The following is a 17,553-nucleotide window of genomic DNA, read 5'->3' as shown; positions in this document are numbered from 1 at the left end:
TGTTTATTATCTACTTGACTTGATACATCAGCCAAATGCTCCCTGGCTTCGGTAACTTCCAGTTCCTGTGTTTTGCGGTCCCGCATTTTCTTTGCGAGGTCCTGCTTTTTCTGTTCGGTCTGGTGTTGCCTGAGCTTGAGAATGCTGGCTAATGAAAAACGAAATTTTTTTCTTGACATCGGGTGATAAGTCAACGTTACGGCGTCACTAGAATCACATTTTGTTCAAGAGCAAATGCCTCGCCAAATCGTAACGTAACCGTTACCGTGAAGCGAGACTGGTTTGTAAGAGTTGCGTCAAAACCTTCGATGGATCTTCCGTGATCTTTTCATCGATGCTTTGCTGCAGGAAGTTGTTTATGGTGCTATTGGCTTTGATCGCGAGGTCTGTTTCGGGATCAGTCCCGCTTTCATAAGCACCAATTCGGATAAGATCTTCTGAGCCGCGGTACGTTGCCAGCAAGCGCCGGCACCGGTGTGCAATTGCTTGCTGCTCCTCCGTACTAATGCGGGGCATAAGCCTGCTAACGCTCTCTAAAACATCAATTGCGGGATAATGGTTGGCCTGGGCTAGTTTTCGGGACAGCACAATATGGCCGTCCAAAATCCCCCTTACAGCATCCCCAACGGGATCATTCATGTCATCGTTATCGATGAGCACGGTGAAGATTCCTGTGATGGTTCCTTTGGCGCCCGGGCCGGCGCGTTCCAGTAACCGGGGAAGCATGGCAAAAACGCTGGGCGTATACCCACGGGTGGTTGGCGGCTCACCAATGGCAAGTCCAATTTCACGTTGCGCCATTGCCACACGCGTAACGGAGTCCATCATCAGCAGGACATCTTTTCCAAGGTCCCGGAAAAATTCTGCGATGGCCATTGTAATGCTTGCACCCTTTACGCGGTGCATTGCAGCCTGGTCGCCCGTCACAGCAACAACGACGGAACGCTTGAGGCCTTCGGGGCCGAGGTTGTCCACAATGAACTCCTGGACTTCGCGACCACGTTCCCCAATCAGCCCGATGACGTTTACATCCGCTTGTGCATTTCTCGCGATCATGCCGAGTAAGGTACTCTTGCCTACACCTGAGCCGGAGAAAATACCAATACGCTGTCCTTTACCGAGGGTCAGGAATGCGTCGATTGCCTTGGTCCCTGTTGGCAGCGTGGTGTTAATCATGCTGCGCTCCATAGGGGAGGGCGGTTCGCGGTGGACGCGCTGCACCTTGTCGAGAAGGATGGGGCCTTTGTTGTCAATAGGATGCCCATTGGCATCGATAACGCGGCCGAGCAGGGCTTCACCAACCTGGATGGTAAGGGGAATAGACGAGCGTTCTACCAGGCAGCCGGCTTTCAGGCCGACCGTAGTTTCCATGGGCATCAGAATCGACGTATTTCCACGAACCCCCACAACTTCAGCCTTGATTCGCCGGCATTGTGGGTCATTGCCTTCATAGATAAAACAAAGTTCACCCACTGCCGCGTTCACTTCGCTTGCTTCGACGAGCAATCCGATAACAGATTGCACCTTGCCGAAACTTAGTGTTCGCGGCGGATTACTGCGGATACTTTCCAGGCAGTGCTGTATGTAATGCATGGTTATGTTGCGACAGATAAGCTTGTCAACTGGCCGCCGCTCGCATCTGGCTGGCTCAGGCCGGCGCAGACCCGTTTGGTTCTGGCGCTGCAGGATCTGGTGTATCAGATGCCTGATCACCCGGTGCGCCTAACGGGCGCAGGGTATTTGCTGCGGTTGACGTAGCTGTTGTAAATGACATGGGAGATGACAGATCAATTTCCTGCTGTTCTGCCATTGAGGTGGTGGTTACTGCAATATTGGTTACAGGCGGGATTTTTTCGGAATCGCGCGCTGTTGGTTTCTGGCGAGGCACCAGATCGCGTTGGGTATTTTCGTTCAATCCAAACCGGTCGCGCAGGCTGGCAAGCAATTCATCTGAAACGCGGCGAATGGCCTGCCGTGGTGTCTGGATGATCCAGTTGCCTTCCTTTAGTGTCGGTTGTGGATCCCATCGCAAGGTTGCAAACTGGTCTTCAAGGTGACTGGTTAGGCCGGACTCCTGCAAGCGAAGAAAATCTACCGGATTCAGGGACAGACGAATCGGTACTTCGCGTGACAGCACTTCCAGGGCTTCCAGCAAGGCGCTTTCGGTAGCTTTGGATAACCGTTCGGGCAGGGGCGCATCAACAAGAAAATGCGCCACATCGAGCGCGATTTCCAGTAGCAGAGTTTCACTGCGGTTGATGAAGCTCTCCCATGTCCCTTTCAATGTGTTCAGGGCGGCCACAAAAGCATCTTTTTCTTTTTGGACCTCCTGGGCAGAAGCCTCTTTAGCCTCTGCATAGCCGCGACCGTAAGCTTCTGTACGGGCCTGTTCAACGGCTGCGTCCAGTTTTGCCTGCCACACCTGGTCGTACTCCGCTTTCAATTCTGCTTGTTTTGCAGCTTCGCGAAGGGCCTCTTCGTCAAGCTCCTCTGCCTGCTGAGGGCCGGCGTTGGGGTCGAACAGCGGTGATACAAAGATTTCCACCGGTTTGGGTTCAGACCGCGCGGTGCCCTGACGAATCAGGTTTTTAGCCAGCGGATGTTTTGTTACTTCTTCGTTTGACTTTCTACCGTGCTTATAGGCGCGTACAACGCGTGATTTGGAATTGCTCAGGTCCTCAAACTCAGCCGGCTCAATGCCCATTGAGTCTTTCTTGAGAAGATAATTTGCCATGAAATTAGAGTATTGGGCAGTGCCCAGGGGAAAAAGGCGTTACAAAAAAGACGAAGTAATGGTATCCTGTGAGAGGTTATACCATCATGGAGTCTTCGCCGCCGCGAGCCAGGGTGATTTCTTCCTGCTCTTCGAGCGTTTGTGCAATTTCCAGGATCCTTCGCTGGGCCTCTTCCACATCGCTGACGCGTACCGGACCCATCAGATCAATTTCTTCCAGGATAGCCTCTGCAGCACGCTGGCTAATGTTGCCCAGCAGCTTGGCTTTGAGTTCTTCAGAAGAGCCTTTAAGTCCGAGGGCCAGGTCGCGCTGTTCAACTTCAACAAGAATACGCTGCAGGTCACGGTCTGAAACGGCCACCAGGTCGTCAAAGACAAACATGAGGTTCTTGACTGAAATGGCAATCTCGGAATCCCGCTTTGCGAGTGATTCGAGGATTGCTTTTTCTGCAGTTTTGCTTGTCAGGTTGAGAATCATCGCAACAGACTCAATACCGCCGGCTGCGCTGAGTTCGCCACCAAAGAGGGTGCCTACTTGCTGCCGAATCACTTCCTCGATATCATTGAGCAGTGCCGGCGAAGTTTTGCCCATCGTACACAACCGGTAGATTATTTCGTTCTGGATTTCCTGGTCCAGATTGGCAATAACCTCAGCTGATTTTCTCGGGTTGAGGTGTGCAAGGATGAGCGCTGCTGTCTGCGGGTGCTCATTCTGCAGGAAGCTGATCAATTGACTCGTTTCCACTGTTTGCAACAGGTGGAATGCCGACACTTCCATGGCCGCTTCAACGCGCATCATGATTTCTTCTGCGCGGCGTGGCCCTAGTGCTTCTGCAAGGGCAGTTCTGGCGTACGCAACGCCGCCCTGGGCCATAAAGTTGGCTGCCCAGCCGAGGTCGCGGAATTCGAGAATTACCGCTTCAACTATTTCACTGCGCATGTTGCGCATGCTTGCTATCTGGACTGAGATGGTTTCCACCTCGTCATCATCCATGCACCGCAAAATGGCACTGGCTGATTTGGATCCGATTGCTATCAGGAAAATAGCCGACTTTTCAGCGCCGGTAAGCTTGTTTAGCGCTTCCTTTACCTCTTCTTCTGTCATTGCAGAAGCTTCGGCATTCCCATCTGTTTCGCCTTCAGCGGCGTCGATTTTTTCGTCTTTGAGTTCCTTCTCTGCTACAGCAGCCATAATCATTATTTAGTTTAAAACCGTTCTAGAGAGCAGCTTCAGTTTCTTCTTCCTCTGGCTCCTCGATGTCGTCAGCAGCTAGCCAGCTTCTGATCAAATCTGCAGCTTCCTGCGGATCTGCCATAATAGACTGCTTCATTTCTTCCAGCATTTTTTGCTTGGCTTTCAGTTTTGCCTTGGCTTCGGGGGAGAGTTTGCTCGTATAGAAATCGTCGAGCAGAATCAGATCTTCGCCCTCCTGGCCTTGTGGCGCCGGGATCATCGTGCCATTGGGGCCGGCAATAAGCTGCGGCGCATTGCTCGTAAGCTCACCTGACTCGTTAACTTGCAGCCGGCCTTCAATCATGCGTGGCGATCCTGCTGGTGGCTGCGCAACGGTTTCTTTTGCTTTCTGCATTGCAGATTTGATCAACCAGCCGGCCAGGCCGAGTGCCAGAATCATCAGGCCATAGCGGATAAACATTTCCGTCTGTTCTCGTCGTTGCTGCGTGGCAAACTGGGCTGTCATTACGTCTTCTGTAGATGTATCAAACATCAACTGACTGATTGCAAAGCCGTCACCGCGGTCCGCTCGCCAGCCAACAGATTCTTTAACCAGGTTTTCAATTTTCGTGACCTCCTCTTCGGGATAGGGGATGTACGACGTACCAGCCTCAGCAGCAGCATCCGGATCCTCTTTGTAATCCAGGATAACAGAGACCGACAGGTATGAAATATCACCAACAGACTTTTCGACTGTTTGAACGGAGCGGCTTACTTCGTAATTGCGCACCGAAGAACTGGCATTGTCTGCATCACCTTCTTCCTGTAGCCGCTCTTCAGCGATCACTGTTTGGCTTTCTGGGTCGATGGTGTTGCTTTCCTTGATCGACCGCGAAAAGTCGAGTTCGAGGTTAACCCGGATAACAGAATTTCCGCTACCAAGCATCTGGTCGAGTAAAGACTGTGCTTTTTCAGCCAGGTGGCCTTCCTTTTCTGCTTGCAGCCGGAGCTGGTTGGAGGTCAGGCGTGCGTCTGAGTCGCCGGCATCCGGGTCAGAGAGCATGTTGCCGTCTGTATCGAGAATGTTTACATCTGCCGGTCCCAAGCCTTCTACTGCGCCCGATACGAGGGCAATCATACCTTCGATATGGCCAAGCGAAAGCCGCGACCCTGAGTTCAGATCGAGTACAACTGATGCTGAGGCCTCTGTCTGTGTTTCCCGAAACGGAGACCGCTCGGGAATGACGAGGTGGACACGCGCTGCGTCAACCTGGGTAATATTCGAAATGGTACGTGCAAGTTCGCCTTCGAGGGCGCGCCGCAAGTTCAGTTTCTGCATGAAATCGGTCATGCCCAGGGTGTTTTGGTCGAAGATTTCATACCCGGAAGAACCGTCGGATACCATGCCTTCGCCAGCAAAACGCAGTCTCAGGTCATACACTTTATCACTGGGGACATAAATGGTTGTCCCGCCTTCCTTTAACTGGTAATCAATGTTCTCTGCAGCAAGGGTTTCTACCACCTGGCTTGCTGAAGATTCTGAGAGATTACCAAACAGCAAGCTGTATTCGGTTTGTTGGGCCCAATATCCGATACTGACCAGACAAATGAGCGCAACGCCGACAACAAGCCCGATACCCAGCCGTTGCTGCATTGACAGCCGGCTAAAAAATGCCTTCAGATTTTCTAAAAAGTTCTCCATTCCACGTTCGACTTGATCTACGCGTGATCGTTGATGTGCTGTGTTAGGGTGTACACTGAGGTTGTGTACGTGTGCAGCAAATACTGGCTATCGATAACCAGTATTTGCTGCTGTAAAGATGTGTTAGGTTTGTGTAGGCAAACCGGTTACTAAACCTGCATGCGGAACAGCTCCTGATACGCTTCCATCATTTTGTTGCGTACTTCAACCATGAGCTGAAATGAGGTTTTTGCCTGATTGAGCTTAATCATTACTTCGTGCAGGTTTTCCTGCTCGCCGGCAATGAACGACTCCACCTGGTTGCTGGCTACAGACTGCGCCTGGTCTACCTGATCGATGGCAAACGTAAAGGCATTGCGGAATGGCTCAGCGCCGGGTGCGTCAGGGTACTGAATCTGGGGTAGTGCATCCCGGTCATCGAGTTGCAGCAGATTGGTTACCTGGAGTTGCTGTATATCTGTAATAGTCATGTCGGGTGTGATGTGTAAACTTGGTTTAGCCTCGCAGGTCAACCCGTGAGCCAACAGAGCCCGGGTCAACTTTGTCGGTCGACATGTCGGGCTTGTAGAGCCTGAGTTCGAGACTGGGAGAAGCTGGGAAGTATCTGTAGATCAGTTGCTGTTCGTCAGCTGAGAGCCCATCGAGCACCTGTTGCTGATTTACGTCATTGCCCTTTACGCGGTCGATGGCGCCTTCCAGTGTTGAGCCAAATCTGGCGGCTGTGCGTGCGCCAGGGTCTGCGACATTGGCCGGCTCATGGGTAAGGGCCTTGTTTACCGCGTCCCGGGCGCTGGCCTGGTCTGCCGCATCTTTATTCGCTTGCGTGCCTGCGTGAGGCAGGTCAACCCGTTTGGCGTCCTGGCGGCCACCGTCTTCGTCTATGTCAGAGGGTTGAACGGAGCGCGAAAGATTTGATCTGGAAGCGCCGAGAGGATTAATCGTATTGCTCATAGTAAAAAGGGCGATACTAAATTACGTTTGACGTATTGCTTGCTTGGAAAGAGAAAAAACTGGATCAGATTTCCAGTGTCTTTTTGGTCATTTCCTTGGCTGTCTGAAAAGCTGAGAGGTTGGCTTCGTAAATACGGTTGGCTGAAATAAGCCGCGCCATTTCCTCGACAACATTGATATCTGGATATTGAACGTATCCGTTCTCATCTGAATGTGGATGAGAAGGGTCGTATTCCGTCCGGAAGTTCTGATTAGACTCAACCGTTGTCAGGGGGCCCATTTCGCTACCTGAAAGTCGCCGGCGCAGGGAAGTGCCTTCAAAATGTCGATTGTTGCTTACGTCCATGTCGCTTTGCATCTGGTTGAGGATGTTTTCAAAGCGTTTGTAGCGTGCATCGGGTACTTCGTGCAGGCTGCGTTTGAGGGCGTAAGGTGAGCCATCGGCCGTTCGCGTAGTAGAGGCGTTGGCGATGTTCTCCGTAGTCGTACTGATCGCAATCCGTTGCGCCTCGAGTCCGCGTGCTACCGTCTGGTAAGCTGAGAATGTGTGTTTATTGATTAACATAACCAGAGATTATAGAGATGAAAAATTACTGCCGGCCCGTGATACTTGTGCGGAGCATCTGGAAATGATCGTGTAGTGTCTTGGTGCTGAACTGCGTGCGCATCTGGGTATCGGCCAGATTCATGAGTTCGTCTTCAAGCACTGGTCCTGTTTCGCCGACTTTCATGCGCGGCTGGATTTCAGTAGAGTGGCGCAGGCCAGGTACAGCATGCCGTACTTCCTGCAGCGTCTCTTCAAACTTGACGGACATGCGCTGGTACCCAGGGGTATCCATGTTCGCCAGGTTGCTGGTCAACGCTTTCAACCGCCAGTTGTAGGCTTTGAGTGCGTTGCCAAGCAAAGTTATTCGTTCTGTTTCAATCATGTTGTTGCTTGAGTTTCCGCATTATAGATTGCGATCTCAGGCAGTTTCAACCTTCGTGCCACCACAAAAAGAGTGTGTTTGTGTGGCAGATGTAAAACATTCAAACCCCGCGATAAATGGTTTTCTGGCGAATCGCGTGTTACGGGGGGAGGCTGGCTTTAACAAGAGAGAGTGGTCCAAATAGCTCAAAAAAAGGCCGCAGGGCTATTTGTGTAGAGAATGGAAGATAAATATCGGCTGTTTTGGAGCGGGGTTAAGCTGAGCTGAAAAAAAGCTGGATTGATAGGAAAAAGAAACGGTTCAGGGAAATAATTGCCGAAAGGATCGCGCGGGATCATAGCCGGCAAAATATCGCAAGCGGACAGGGGAGTGGTTGGATAAAAAAGGGCTTATTTTTTTTGTAAGATCCAGATCTTCAGTTTTCGGCCATATTGCCAACTTTCTTAAATAAAAAGTCAGAACACAACAAGGCTTCCTCAGTAAGAAGGCGCCTGATCTTGAACAAAGCTGGATGTGTGGTTGGTCTGTTGGTATAAGATTTGAGCATCTGGCAGTATGCATTTCGACACGTACATCTCTGGACCAGTTGGTTAGGCCCTTCTTCGATACAAATACCTCTATTTATATCTGGTTCACGCGTACCGTGGTTGTCCCCATAACTCTCTAGCTCACTGTATTATTTAATGGAGCAAAAGGCACAAATTCTTTTCGTTGATGATGAGCATTTACTACACGGATTGTTTGAGCGGCTCTTTGCGCGTCACGGGATGAAAGTGACGTGTTGCTCGGATGCAACACAGGCGATTGAAGCCCTTAAGAAAACAGCTTACAATCTTGTAGTAACTGACTTCGTGATGCCCGATATGGATGGGCTCGAATTGTTGTCATACATCCGCAAGGAGCACCCGGGTATTAAGGTCATCATGATAACCGCGCACTCCAATGTGCAACATGCGGTGCGTTCGATGAAAAACGGCGCGATTGATTACATCCCGAAGCCCTTCTCTACAACGGAGCTTGTTGAGCGGGTTCAAAAATGCCTGGCAACGAAAGAAGAGGAAATGCCGCTCGTCGCACATCCTCGATCCCGGAAGAACAAAGCGCGTGGCCAAACAACGGTGACGTATGTTGGTGAGCATCCACGCATCAAGAAGCTCAAGCAGCTCTTGCCCAGGGTAAGCAAAAACAAGGCACCCGTTTTTATTCAAGGTGAAAGCGGGACTGGTAAGGAGATCCTTGCCAAGCTCATTCACCAGATGAGCGACCGTGCAAATGGGCCTTACATAACCCTGAACTGTGCAAACCTGCCCAAAGAACTGGTAGAGAGTCACCTCTTTGGACACCGGAAGGGCGCTTTTACGGGTGCAATCGATGACATGACCGGTGCATTTGAGGTTGCTAACAATGGCACGCTGTTGTTGGATGAGATTACAGAAATTGATCTGGTTGTACAGGCGAAACTGTTGCGTGTCCTCCAGGAAAGCGAGTTTCAAAAAATTGGTTCATCAGATGTTAAGAAGGTCGATGTTCGCGTCATTGCGACCAGTAACCGTAATCTGAATGAAGCCATTCAGGAAGGTATTTTCAGAGAAGACCTTTTTCATCGCCTCTCGGTCTTTCCGCTTTCGGTGCCGGCGCTGCGCGATCGGCTCTCCGATGTGCCGCAGCTGGTGAAGCACTTTGTGAACAAATACACAACGCTCTACGAATTGCCTGAAAAACGTATTGGTGCCGATCTGGCTGCCAAACTGGCCGATTTTCCTTGGCCAGGTAACGTGCGGCAACTCGAGAACGTAATTCATCGGGGTGTTATCCTGTCAGCAGACCGCGAGATCATTGAAGTGGAGGATGTTTTCAACGACTTCTTTAATGATGCTGAGCCTGGCGGTGACGGGGATGTTGTAAGTGGCAAGCGTATACCCCAGACCATCGATGATATGGAACGGGTGATGATTATGAAAGCGTTGGCTGATACAAACAACAACCAGCAGCGCGCAGCTGAAAAGCTTGGCATAAGCGCGCGGACAATCCGCAACAAGTTGCGCCGATACAGGGATACCGGACTGCTGAACTAGGCGCAGCTTCCCCGTTTACTTTAGCTTCGATATTAAGCAGGCAATTCCGCTAGTGGAGTTGTCTGCTTTTGTTTTGTGTTGGGGTTTTAGGAGTAAGGGGTGAGGAGTAAAGAGTGAGGAGTAAAGGGTGAGGAGTGGGGAGTGGGTGTACTGGGTGGGGGGATATCTTTTGTAGGAACGAGGTGGGTAAAACGTGCGCAGTGTCAGCAGTTAGGGGTATTAAAAAGGGCCGACGATATCGCCGGCCCTTTTGCTGTAATGTTGGTATGTATCAGGACGACTAGCGTTTGAAGTCCCCGATATCCCGTGCAATCCGGGATGCAATTTTGTCCAGAATCTCAGGTTTGGAATAATACGCAGCGTCTATTCTTTCCTGAATTTGTCGCTTGCGTTCAGCGCTGAGCTGCGGAATCTCATCAAGCGCTTCGCGGGCTTTTTCCAGCTCCTGAAGCTTTTTCTGATTTTCCGCCAGGGCACGGCGTGCTTCCTCAGAGATAGCCACACTGTCGCGCGGCTCCTGGCGCTCTTCTGGCAGGTCGGTTCGCGGCGCGATGCGCGTATCCGGACCATTGACAGATTCAAGGTTACGGCTTTTCAGGTGCTTCGAGGTCGAGAGGCTGCCGTTGGTAATGTCACCTATATTCATGGAACTGTTATGAAATCGCTTAATTAGGTGCTGGCGCAAAAACAGGCTAGGTATCGGCTTTTTTGTCGTGCACTTAAAACAGAAACCGGGGCAAGAGTTGCCAACATTGGGATGATCTTTCCTGCCTGGTGTTCCTGATGCAAGGCTTAAATGATACAAAATGTGTTTTTGCAAACACGAATCATGATTTACTGGTGAGTGTGCACAATATATGCCGAACTAATAGGAAGGAGATCATCTATTGGCTTATTGGTGCTGCGTCTTTCCAGATACTATGAAGACCTGATTGGTGCGTAAACAGCCACTGCATTAAGGAGTTGCTTTTACCGGCCGGCCCATGGAGGCCCTTTGCAGGGGTAATTATTGCGTAAAGCAGGCTAGCCGGTAAGCTTGTCGTTAATGAACCTGCGATGCTGCGCTGACGTGTTATATGATCGGTCGGCTTTTCTGAATTTGTCGAGTTGCTGCAGCTGCTCTATCATTTGCATCTCTTTGCTGTTAAGCGCGCCCATGATGGCGTGAAATTGTGTCTCAAGGGTCGCTGTATCTTCCGGCGAAAGCCCCTTTTCTTTTTCAGGCCGCAGTTGCTTTACTATATTTTCGCGTTGGTCGACCAGTTTGTAAAAAGCACCAAGATCGTCTGCGTCGAGGGCTTCCTGCATTTTTTCGCCCAGGTCATACAGGGCTTTGAGCGTATTGTCCATAACAGGTTGATTGGCTGGTTTAGATTGGCTGGTTTCGATTGCCGGAATTTGTGTGGCAATTTGCCGGTGTGCTGCGCGTGCAAGTCTGGCCGGCTGAAATGCAAAGACCACAGATCAACTGGTGATCTATGGTCTTTTGAGAAAGAGAAGAACGGGTTGCCCGTGTAGCCTCTTCAGTATGTAGGCGGAACTGGTTTGTAAGAAATTTAGAAACCAGTGCGTGTACTATTAACCGAATGCGAAAAGGCTTGCCTGCTGACCTTCAAATAAGGTAATCGCTTCCTGCAACCGGGCAAATTCGCCTCTAAGTTGTTCCTCTCTGCGGGAGAGGCTTTCGTCGAAGCGTGTAATACGGCCATCCAGCGTACGGATGCGTGTATCGATATTCTCTTCGCGAGACTGGATAAATCCGCCAAAGCCAAGATAATCGGAAATGCGGTTGCTAAGTCGCGTGGCAACGCCATCGGTACCTGCAAAAAGTGTGCGCACATTCTCTGGGTCAGCTTCAATAGCCTGAATCAGGGCATCTGCATCGTCGAGCCGTAAAGAGCCATCAGAGCTTACCTCGATCCCGATATCGGTAATTTGGGATGGCGCATCATTAGGCTGTCCGCTGACTTCCTGGATCACGTCAGTACGCATGTTGAAGCGTAGCGAGGTGAACGTTGTGTCGCCGGCAAACGTACCGCGCTCGCCTGTTTCGCCATCAATCACAGCCCGGGTTTTGATGTGGCTGAGGATGTCGTTGTATTTGTCAATGAAGTCCTGGACATCTGCCTCGATGCTGCTCGAATCAGAAACGACGCTGAAATCTATCGGCGACGTCATGGTTTCGTTGAGCGTAAGGGTTACGCCAGTAATGGCATCGTTAACAGAATTGGAGTTTCTGTATAAGGTCAGGCCATTGAGGTCGAATTGGCTTGTGAGATCCGAGGTGTCTTCGCTGGTGCCAACAAAAGCAGCCTGGCCACCACTGGCGCCCGAAACCACGCTTGCATTGCTTACGCCGAGGTATGAGAGGAGGCCATCGGTATCCGACTCGAAGTTAATCCGGCTGGTATAACCGGTATCGCCGGCGCGGATTGAGATCCTTGCTGAATCTGAGGTCTCTTTAACAACCGAAGCGGTAGCGCGGCTGTCACCTTCGATGGTTTCAGCGTCGTAAGCGCTGTTCATCGCGGCATTGATAGCAGAAGCTACTTCCTGCAGCACAGTTTCGTCATCGCTGTTGGAAATGTCTACCGAAACAGCAATGGTTTCACGGTTATCCGGGTCGGCATCTGTAGGATTGGAAACACTGATGCTGAACGACTTGGTGCCGGTGCCAAGGGCTGTCACGATATCCGTGTTGGCCGCTGTGTAGCGGTCTGAAAGCCGGGTATCTGTAGATGCGAGGCGATCGACCTGTATAGAGTGCGAGCCAAAAACGGCATCGTCTGATGCTTTGGCGCTAAAGCCTGTTGTGTCGCTCAGGTTAACAGTTCGGCTGTTAAACGGATGTGTAAGCGGATCAAGAAACGAATCCAGAATAGAATCCAGTGCAGATACTCTACTGTCCAGGTCATTCAAGACACTTTTGTCGCGCTCAAGATTGAACTTGCTGTCCTCCAGTGTCACACGAGGCTGGCTTTCCACGATCAGCAATTGCTGGATCAGGATTTCATACGGATCGCTTTCTCTAAAAGCGGATGCAGAAGAACCAAGTAACATGATGTATAGGGGTTTAGGTTTATCTCGTCAATTGGGAAATACAGGCATGCAACCGGGGCACGGAGGCATTGAATGTTCAGAGGTGTATGTTGTATCACAAAGAACAATGCAGATCATACCTGCGGTGAACGAGAAATTGGGGTGAAAGGAGATGTGGGCTATTGGACATTGAACTAGGCAGGCTGGGCTACCTGGATGCTTTCTTTCCACGTGTCGCGTAGATCGCTAAGCATTTCTGTAATCTGGTTCAAGTCGCCTGATACGCTTTCTCGCATACAGAACTCATAAATCTGTGAAAGTCGGATTGCTATGTCACCTCCTTCCTCGAAGTTGAGGGATGAGATGAGCTCAATCAGGACTTTTCTGAGTTTGATGCGATCCTCGCTGTTGCAAGCGCGAATAGCCAGGTCATAGAGTTTGGTTACCAGCTGAGAAGGAGAGGCAGAAAGCACGTCCTGACGCTGATATTGTTGTGCAGCTTGGTTTGTAAACATAGCCGTTAATGATGGATGATGATTGAGGTCAATGCTTCGGGAGAAGTGCGTACGCAAAGGGTCAAACCGAAAGCCGGGTTTGCTCGGAACTATTTTCCATGCATGGTCGGCTTTTCCACTCTAAATACGCATTCTGCGCCTCGACCGCTGTGTATGCTATCGTCTATATCACGGCGTCCTTAAATGCCTTCTGTAGTTCATAAACAGGCATCCTTTTAGGTGTGGACAGTGGGGAGGGTCAGGTTATAATGCTGGCGCATTTGATTTGGTACGCTTTAGGCATTCCTGGATGCTGCATGCCTGATCCTGTCTCCTGACAGGCAGGGCGCCCCGGGTTAACGGGCGAATTAAAATCAAACTTTTGACTTAAAAGGTGAACGACATGGAAGATCGTGAAAACGATGTTCTCCGAGCATTTGAGCAGGCGCAGCAGACCCTCGAAGCAGGAGATTTAGAGGAAGCAAAAACCCTGTTTGAATCTCTGGATTATGAGGCCCTGCACGAAATCGAGCCGGATGATGCCCTGGCTGCTCGTGTACTGGCGTTGCAGTTGTGCATTCTGCAGGAGCGCTACAACGATGCGCTGTATCACGCAGACGCAGCATTGGATCTGGCTTCGAATGAGCCCCTTATTCATCACCTTGCCGGCCAGGCCATGTGGGCCCAGGGCCACTTTCGTACAGCAGCTGAGATGCTGATTTATGCTGCTGAGCTTATCGACGGTGTCCATGAAGATGTTGAGCCAGGTGATTTCGATGTAGATCGTGCACAGGTGTATTACATGGCTGCTGAAGCTTGCCGCACCTTCGATCAGGAATCTGCTGCCGAGCGTTTTTATCAGGCTGCTCTCGAGCATACACGTGAAATGAGCACGGCACGCGCTTCCTAGCACCACTTTATCTCTAAACGTCGAAAGCCGTTAGGCGCCACACTGTGCTTAAATCTGGCAACTTTAGTAACGCTTTCAAAAACACCTGCGATGTTAGAACAATCAAAAGAGCCACACAATGGTCCTAAAGCGCCTACGTTATCGCTTTGTATGATCGTTAAGAATGAGGAAGACAACCTCTAAAAATGTCTGTCTCTGGCACGGCCTCATGTAGATCAAATTGTTGTAGTTGATACAGGATCTACAGACCGAACCCTCGAGATTGCACGGCAATATGCTGATGTACTGGATGAAATCGAGTGGCCGGGGTCGTTTGCTGTTGCGCGCAATCACAGCCTCGCTCATGCAACGTGCGACTACATTTTGATTTTGGATGGCGACGAGTACATCGAAGATCCGGAGGCCTGGAAACGTATTCGAAACAGCCTGGGCCTGCTGGATATAGCTGCGCTGTTGTTGCCTGTAAAGAACTTGCTGGGTGATAGCAATGTGGTAAGCGCTGATCTTTTCTGGCAGGAACGGATCCTGCGTAATGATCCTGATATCAGGTACCACGGCAGTGTGCATAACCAGGTGATGGAGTCAATTATGGCCCATGCCGAGAAAACGGGCCGGCACGTGGTAAGGCTCGATGCACAGATTGTGCATACCGGCTATGCGTTGTCTGAAGAGGAGATGGTTAAGAAGTACCAGACCCGCATCGATCTGCTGAAATACGAGTACGAAAACCCCCGTGATGAAGTATACCGCGCGTACTACGCATACCAACTGGGGCTCATCTATTACATCATGCGCCGCAACGAGGAGGCTGCTGAGCTCTTCAATACAATCAACTATGATAACCTGACGATGGAAAATGCGTTTTACACCCGCTTGCTGGGTGCGCAGACCAGTCTCAGGTTAAACGACATGCCGCAAACCCTTATCCACTGCAACGAAATGCTGCGGATCAATCCGAAAGAGCCCGTGGGATACTATCTCACAGGTGTAGCGCTGCTGCGCAGCAGGTCGATCCAGGAAGGCATGTTGATGTTGCTGCAGGCGTACAACGTCAATGATGGTGCTGACAGTCACATCCGGTTTGTGATCAATCCGCCCATATTGATTGAACACCTGGCCCGGGCATGCCGGGGGGTAGGAATGAACGAGCATGCAAAGATATTTGATGACATGCTGGCTTCTGGTGAGACAGACACTGAAAAAGTCAAAGAGTATATCGCACATCTGCAGGCTGCTTTTGTGCATGCAGAAAATGAACTGGCTACCGCCTCATGAGGGATACCTGACCTGCGTGCGTGCCCCGTAAAAAGGGGCACATTATTCCCTCGGCCGGCACGTCCGACCCGCCGCAAACACCACAAAAAAACCGCTCTCCGGAATATCCAGAGAGCGGTTTTATGCTTTTCAGGTCGCCCCTTCCATGAAAACATGTACGCCAGAACCGTTCCAGAGGGACGTCCGCTGCTTGTTTAGAGCAGTGACAGTACGACCTGTGGAGCGAGATTGGCCTGTGAAATAGCCGCAACACCCGTCTGCTGCAAGATCTGCAGTTTAACGATCTCGATCTGCTCTTTCGCAAAGTCAGCGTCGAGAATACGGCTGCGTGCTGCATCCTGGTTGATCATGTTGATGTTCAGATTCTCTTCCTTGAAGGTAAGAGCTTTCTGGTTATCACCAAGGGTACCCAGGGTGCTGGCAATCGTATTGATCGCGGTGTCGATGTTCGTAAGAGAATTATTCGCCGCAGTAGAGGACGAAACGTCCAGGCTGGTTGAGCCTACGCTGAGGGCGCCCGTAGAAATGGCACCAACAGTTACTGCGAATGTATCCGAATCAGAAGCGCCTACCTGGAAGCTGAAAGCACCAGATGAGAACACAGTTACGCCGTTAAACGTAGAGCTGCTGATAATGGAATTGATCTCTGTAGAGAGTGCGTTCAACTGGTTGTCGACGAGGCGACGCTCGAAGCTGCCCAGCGTGTCGTTTGCACCCTGAATCACCTTCTCTTTCATCGTGAAGAGGATTTCCTGAATCGTTGTCAGGCCCCCCTCCGCGACGCTCAACATTGCCTTTGCATCACCGATGTTGGCAAGGGCCTGAGCCTGTCCACGAACCCGAGACTCGAGTTTCATAGAGATGGAAAAACCAGCTGAATCATCCTCGGCACGATTTATGCGACGTCCCGTTGCGAGGCGCAACTGACGCGAGCCTAGGTCCGCGTTAGATTTTTGCAACTCTAACAGCGATTGCATCGACTGGATGTTGGTGTTTACGCGTGTTAAATCTCCGAATGCCATGATCCTTCCTCCGATTGTGTTGGTTATTGGCTGAGGAGTTAGGAGTCTGGGAAGTGGTGCGAGCACTAACCGGACTCATCTTCTCGGCGGACTATCCGCCTGTGGCAGCACGCAACGGTCATTGCGAGATTCGTTTGCGTGCTGCCTTTTATGTTTTAAAGGGTTAAGTACATCAGGTAAGGCTGATTCCCGTACTCGCTGCCTACTGGAGGAGTGCGAGGATTGCCTGGGGCGCCAGGTTTGAATTGACAAGCGCACTAATCCCTGTTTGCTGCAGGATCTGCAGCTTAGCGATTTCCATTTGCTCCTTGGCAAAATCGGCGTCCGCAATTCGACTTCTGGCTGATTCATTGCTGATGATCTGGGTTGATACATTTTCCTCTCTGAAAGACAAAGCTTTCTGAGCATTTCCGAGGCCGGCCATCAGGCTGGCTATGGTTTGGATCGACCGATCTATCCCACCCAGTGACGACGTTGCCGAAGCCGCGGATGAAACGTTCAGACTTGTTGATGCAACTCCGAGGCTCGAAGCGTCGAGCGCACCAACTGAAACGGTAAATAGGTTGTTACTCGAAGGACCTACCATAAACGTCAAAGCAGACGATGTAAAGATGCTTCTGCTGATGAAAAGGGTGCTACTGATAATCGAATTGATCTCTGTAGACAGTGCGTTGAGCTGAGACTTGATAAGTGTTCGCTCTTCGCTACCCAGTGTGTCATTGCCACCCTGGATAATCTTTTCCTTCATTGTGCCGAGGATGTCCATAATTGTATTAAGGCTTCCTTCAGCAACGTTTAGCATGCTCTTTGCATCACCAATGTTTGCGAGTGCTTGTGCCTGGCCACGTAACCGTGATTCAAGCTTTCTTGAAATCGAATACCCTGCTGAATCGTCTTCTGCTCGGTTAATCCGGCTGCCTGTCGAAAGACGTAGCTGCCGCATTCCCAATGAACCGTTGGTCCTGTAAAGGCGATTCAAGGCATCCAATGACTGGACGTTGGTGTTAATTCGAGCAAGATCTCCAAATGCTCCCATGGTTATTTCTGGAATGGTTTAACATATAAAGTTCTGGCGTAGAGAATTTTAGCTCTGCATTCTGTATCGGAGCCACCAGAGGAGACTTAAGGATCGGCTTACAAAAAAGAGTTGTTACTTTAGGTGTGGCGTATTTTCGCGCATTTATGCGGCTGTGAAGGGGTGGGAATATCGAATACCGAACCAGGGGTGTTCAGAAAAATTTATTTATC

General features: G+C 50.6%; 17 protein-coding genes. 3 read left to right on the top strand and 14 right to left on the bottom strand.

Annotated elements, in window-relative coordinates; genetic code table 11:
• Positions 1-261: 261 nt before the first annotated feature.
• From AAF564_19215 to AAF564_19180, 8 genes are all read right to left on the bottom strand, one after another.
• On the bottom strand, positions 262-1,593 hold the full coding sequence (locus AAF564_19215) for a FliI/YscN family ATPase (GenBank protein ID MEM8487690.1): 1,332 nt from the start codon (positions 1,591-1,593) through the stop codon (positions 262-264).
• Positions 1,594-1,648: 55 nt separating this feature from the next.
• Entirely contained in the window at positions 1,649-2,734 is a 1,086-nt protein-coding gene (locus AAF564_19210) for a hypothetical protein (protein MEM8487689.1), read from the bottom strand.
• A gap of 76 nt (positions 2,735-2,810) precedes the next feature.
• Positions 2,811-3,926: a flagellar motor switch protein FliG gene (fliG, locus tag AAF564_19205; GenBank protein MEM8487688.1), complete on the bottom strand. Its 1,116-nt coding sequence runs from the start codon at positions 3,924-3,926 to the stop codon at positions 2,811-2,813.
• 25 nt (positions 3,927-3,951) lie between these two features.
• Positions 3,952-5,610, bottom strand: coding sequence for a flagellar basal-body MS-ring/collar protein FliF (gene fliF, locus AAF564_19200; GenBank protein ID MEM8487687.1), 1,659 nt, complete (start codon positions 5,608-5,610; stop codon positions 3,952-3,954).
• 149 nt (positions 5,611-5,759) lie between these two features.
• On the bottom strand, positions 5,760-6,080 hold the full coding sequence (gene fliE, locus AAF564_19195) for a flagellar hook-basal body complex protein FliE (protein MEM8487686.1): 321 nt from the start codon (positions 6,078-6,080) through the stop codon (positions 5,760-5,762).
• A 25-nt stretch (positions 6,081-6,105) separates the two neighbouring features.
• On the bottom strand, positions 6,106-6,561 hold the full coding sequence (locus tag AAF564_19190) for a hypothetical protein (GenBank protein MEM8487685.1): 456 nt from the start codon (positions 6,559-6,561) through the stop codon (positions 6,106-6,108).
• A 64-nt stretch (positions 6,562-6,625) separates the two neighbouring features.
• A complete protein-coding gene (gene flgC / locus AAF564_19185) occupies positions 6,626-7,126 on the bottom strand; it encodes a flagellar basal body rod protein FlgC (GenBank protein MEM8487684.1) in 501 nt (166 codons plus the stop codon).
• A gap of 25 nt (positions 7,127-7,151) precedes the next feature.
• Positions 7,152-7,490, bottom strand: coding sequence for a flagellar basal body protein (locus AAF564_19180; GenBank protein MEM8487683.1), 339 nt, complete (start codon positions 7,488-7,490; stop codon positions 7,152-7,154).
• 683 nt (positions 7,491-8,173) lie between these two features.
• Here AAF564_19180 and AAF564_19175 point away from each other — a divergent pair.
• On the top strand, positions 8,174-9,565 hold the full coding sequence (locus AAF564_19175; protein ID MEM8487682.1) for a sigma-54 dependent transcriptional regulator: 1,392 nt from the start codon (positions 8,174-8,176) through the stop codon (positions 9,563-9,565).
• A gap of 280 nt (positions 9,566-9,845) precedes the next feature.
• On the opposite strand, the gene AAF564_19170 is transcribed toward AAF564_19175, so the two are convergent.
• From AAF564_19170 to AAF564_19155, 4 genes are all read right to left on the bottom strand, one after another.
• A complete protein-coding gene (locus tag AAF564_19170) occupies positions 9,846-10,211 on the bottom strand; it encodes a hypothetical protein (GenBank protein ID MEM8487681.1) in 366 nt (121 codons plus the stop codon).
• A 377-nt stretch (positions 10,212-10,588) separates the two neighbouring features.
• Complete coding sequence (locus AAF564_19165; protein ID MEM8487680.1) at positions 10,589-11,026, bottom strand: hypothetical protein; 438 nt, start codon at positions 11,024-11,026, stop codon at positions 10,589-10,591.
• A gap of 117 nt (positions 11,027-11,143) precedes the next feature.
• Positions 11,144-12,625, bottom strand: coding sequence for a flagellar filament capping protein FliD (fliD, locus tag AAF564_19160; protein MEM8487679.1), 1,482 nt, complete (start codon positions 12,623-12,625; stop codon positions 11,144-11,146).
• 173 nt (positions 12,626-12,798) lie between these two features.
• The gene (locus tag AAF564_19155) at positions 12,799-13,119 is read right to left on the bottom strand and encodes a flagellar export chaperone FliS (protein ID MEM8487678.1); all 321 of its coding nucleotides are present in this window, start codon (positions 13,117-13,119) and stop codon (positions 12,799-12,801) included.
• Positions 13,120-13,501: 382 nt separating this feature from the next.
• Here AAF564_19155 and AAF564_19150 point away from each other — a divergent pair, with 382 nt between their 5' ends.
• Both AAF564_19150 and AAF564_19145 read left to right on the top strand, forming a co-directional pair.
• Positions 13,502-14,008, top strand: a complete 507-nt coding sequence (locus AAF564_19150) for a hypothetical protein (protein ID MEM8487677.1) — start codon at positions 13,502-13,504, stop codon at positions 14,006-14,008.
• Between the two features lie 189 nt (positions 14,009-14,197).
• Positions 14,198-15,283: a glycosyltransferase gene (locus tag AAF564_19145; protein MEM8487676.1), complete on the top strand. Its 1,086-nt coding sequence runs from the start codon at positions 14,198-14,200 to the stop codon at positions 15,281-15,283.
• A gap of 194 nt (positions 15,284-15,477) precedes the next feature.
• Here AAF564_19145 and AAF564_19140 read toward each other — a convergent pair whose 3' ends face one another.
• Positions 15,478-16,305 (bottom strand): flagellin, encoded by an 828-nt coding sequence (locus AAF564_19140; protein ID MEM8487675.1) that lies wholly within the window; start codon positions 16,303-16,305, stop codon positions 15,478-15,480.
• A 202-nt stretch (positions 16,306-16,507) separates the two neighbouring features.
• The gene (locus AAF564_19135; protein MEM8487674.1) at positions 16,508-17,341 is read right to left on the bottom strand and encodes a flagellin; all 834 of its coding nucleotides are present in this window, start codon (positions 17,339-17,341) and stop codon (positions 16,508-16,510) included.
• Between the last annotated feature and the right edge of the window lie 212 nt (positions 17,342-17,553).

Source organism: Bacteroidota bacterium (assembly GCA_039111535.1).
Classification (GTDB): Bacteria; Bacteroidota; Rhodothermia; order Rhodothermales; family JAHQVL01; genus JBCCIM01.
This window is presented reverse-complemented; position numbering and strand designations above follow the sequence as displayed.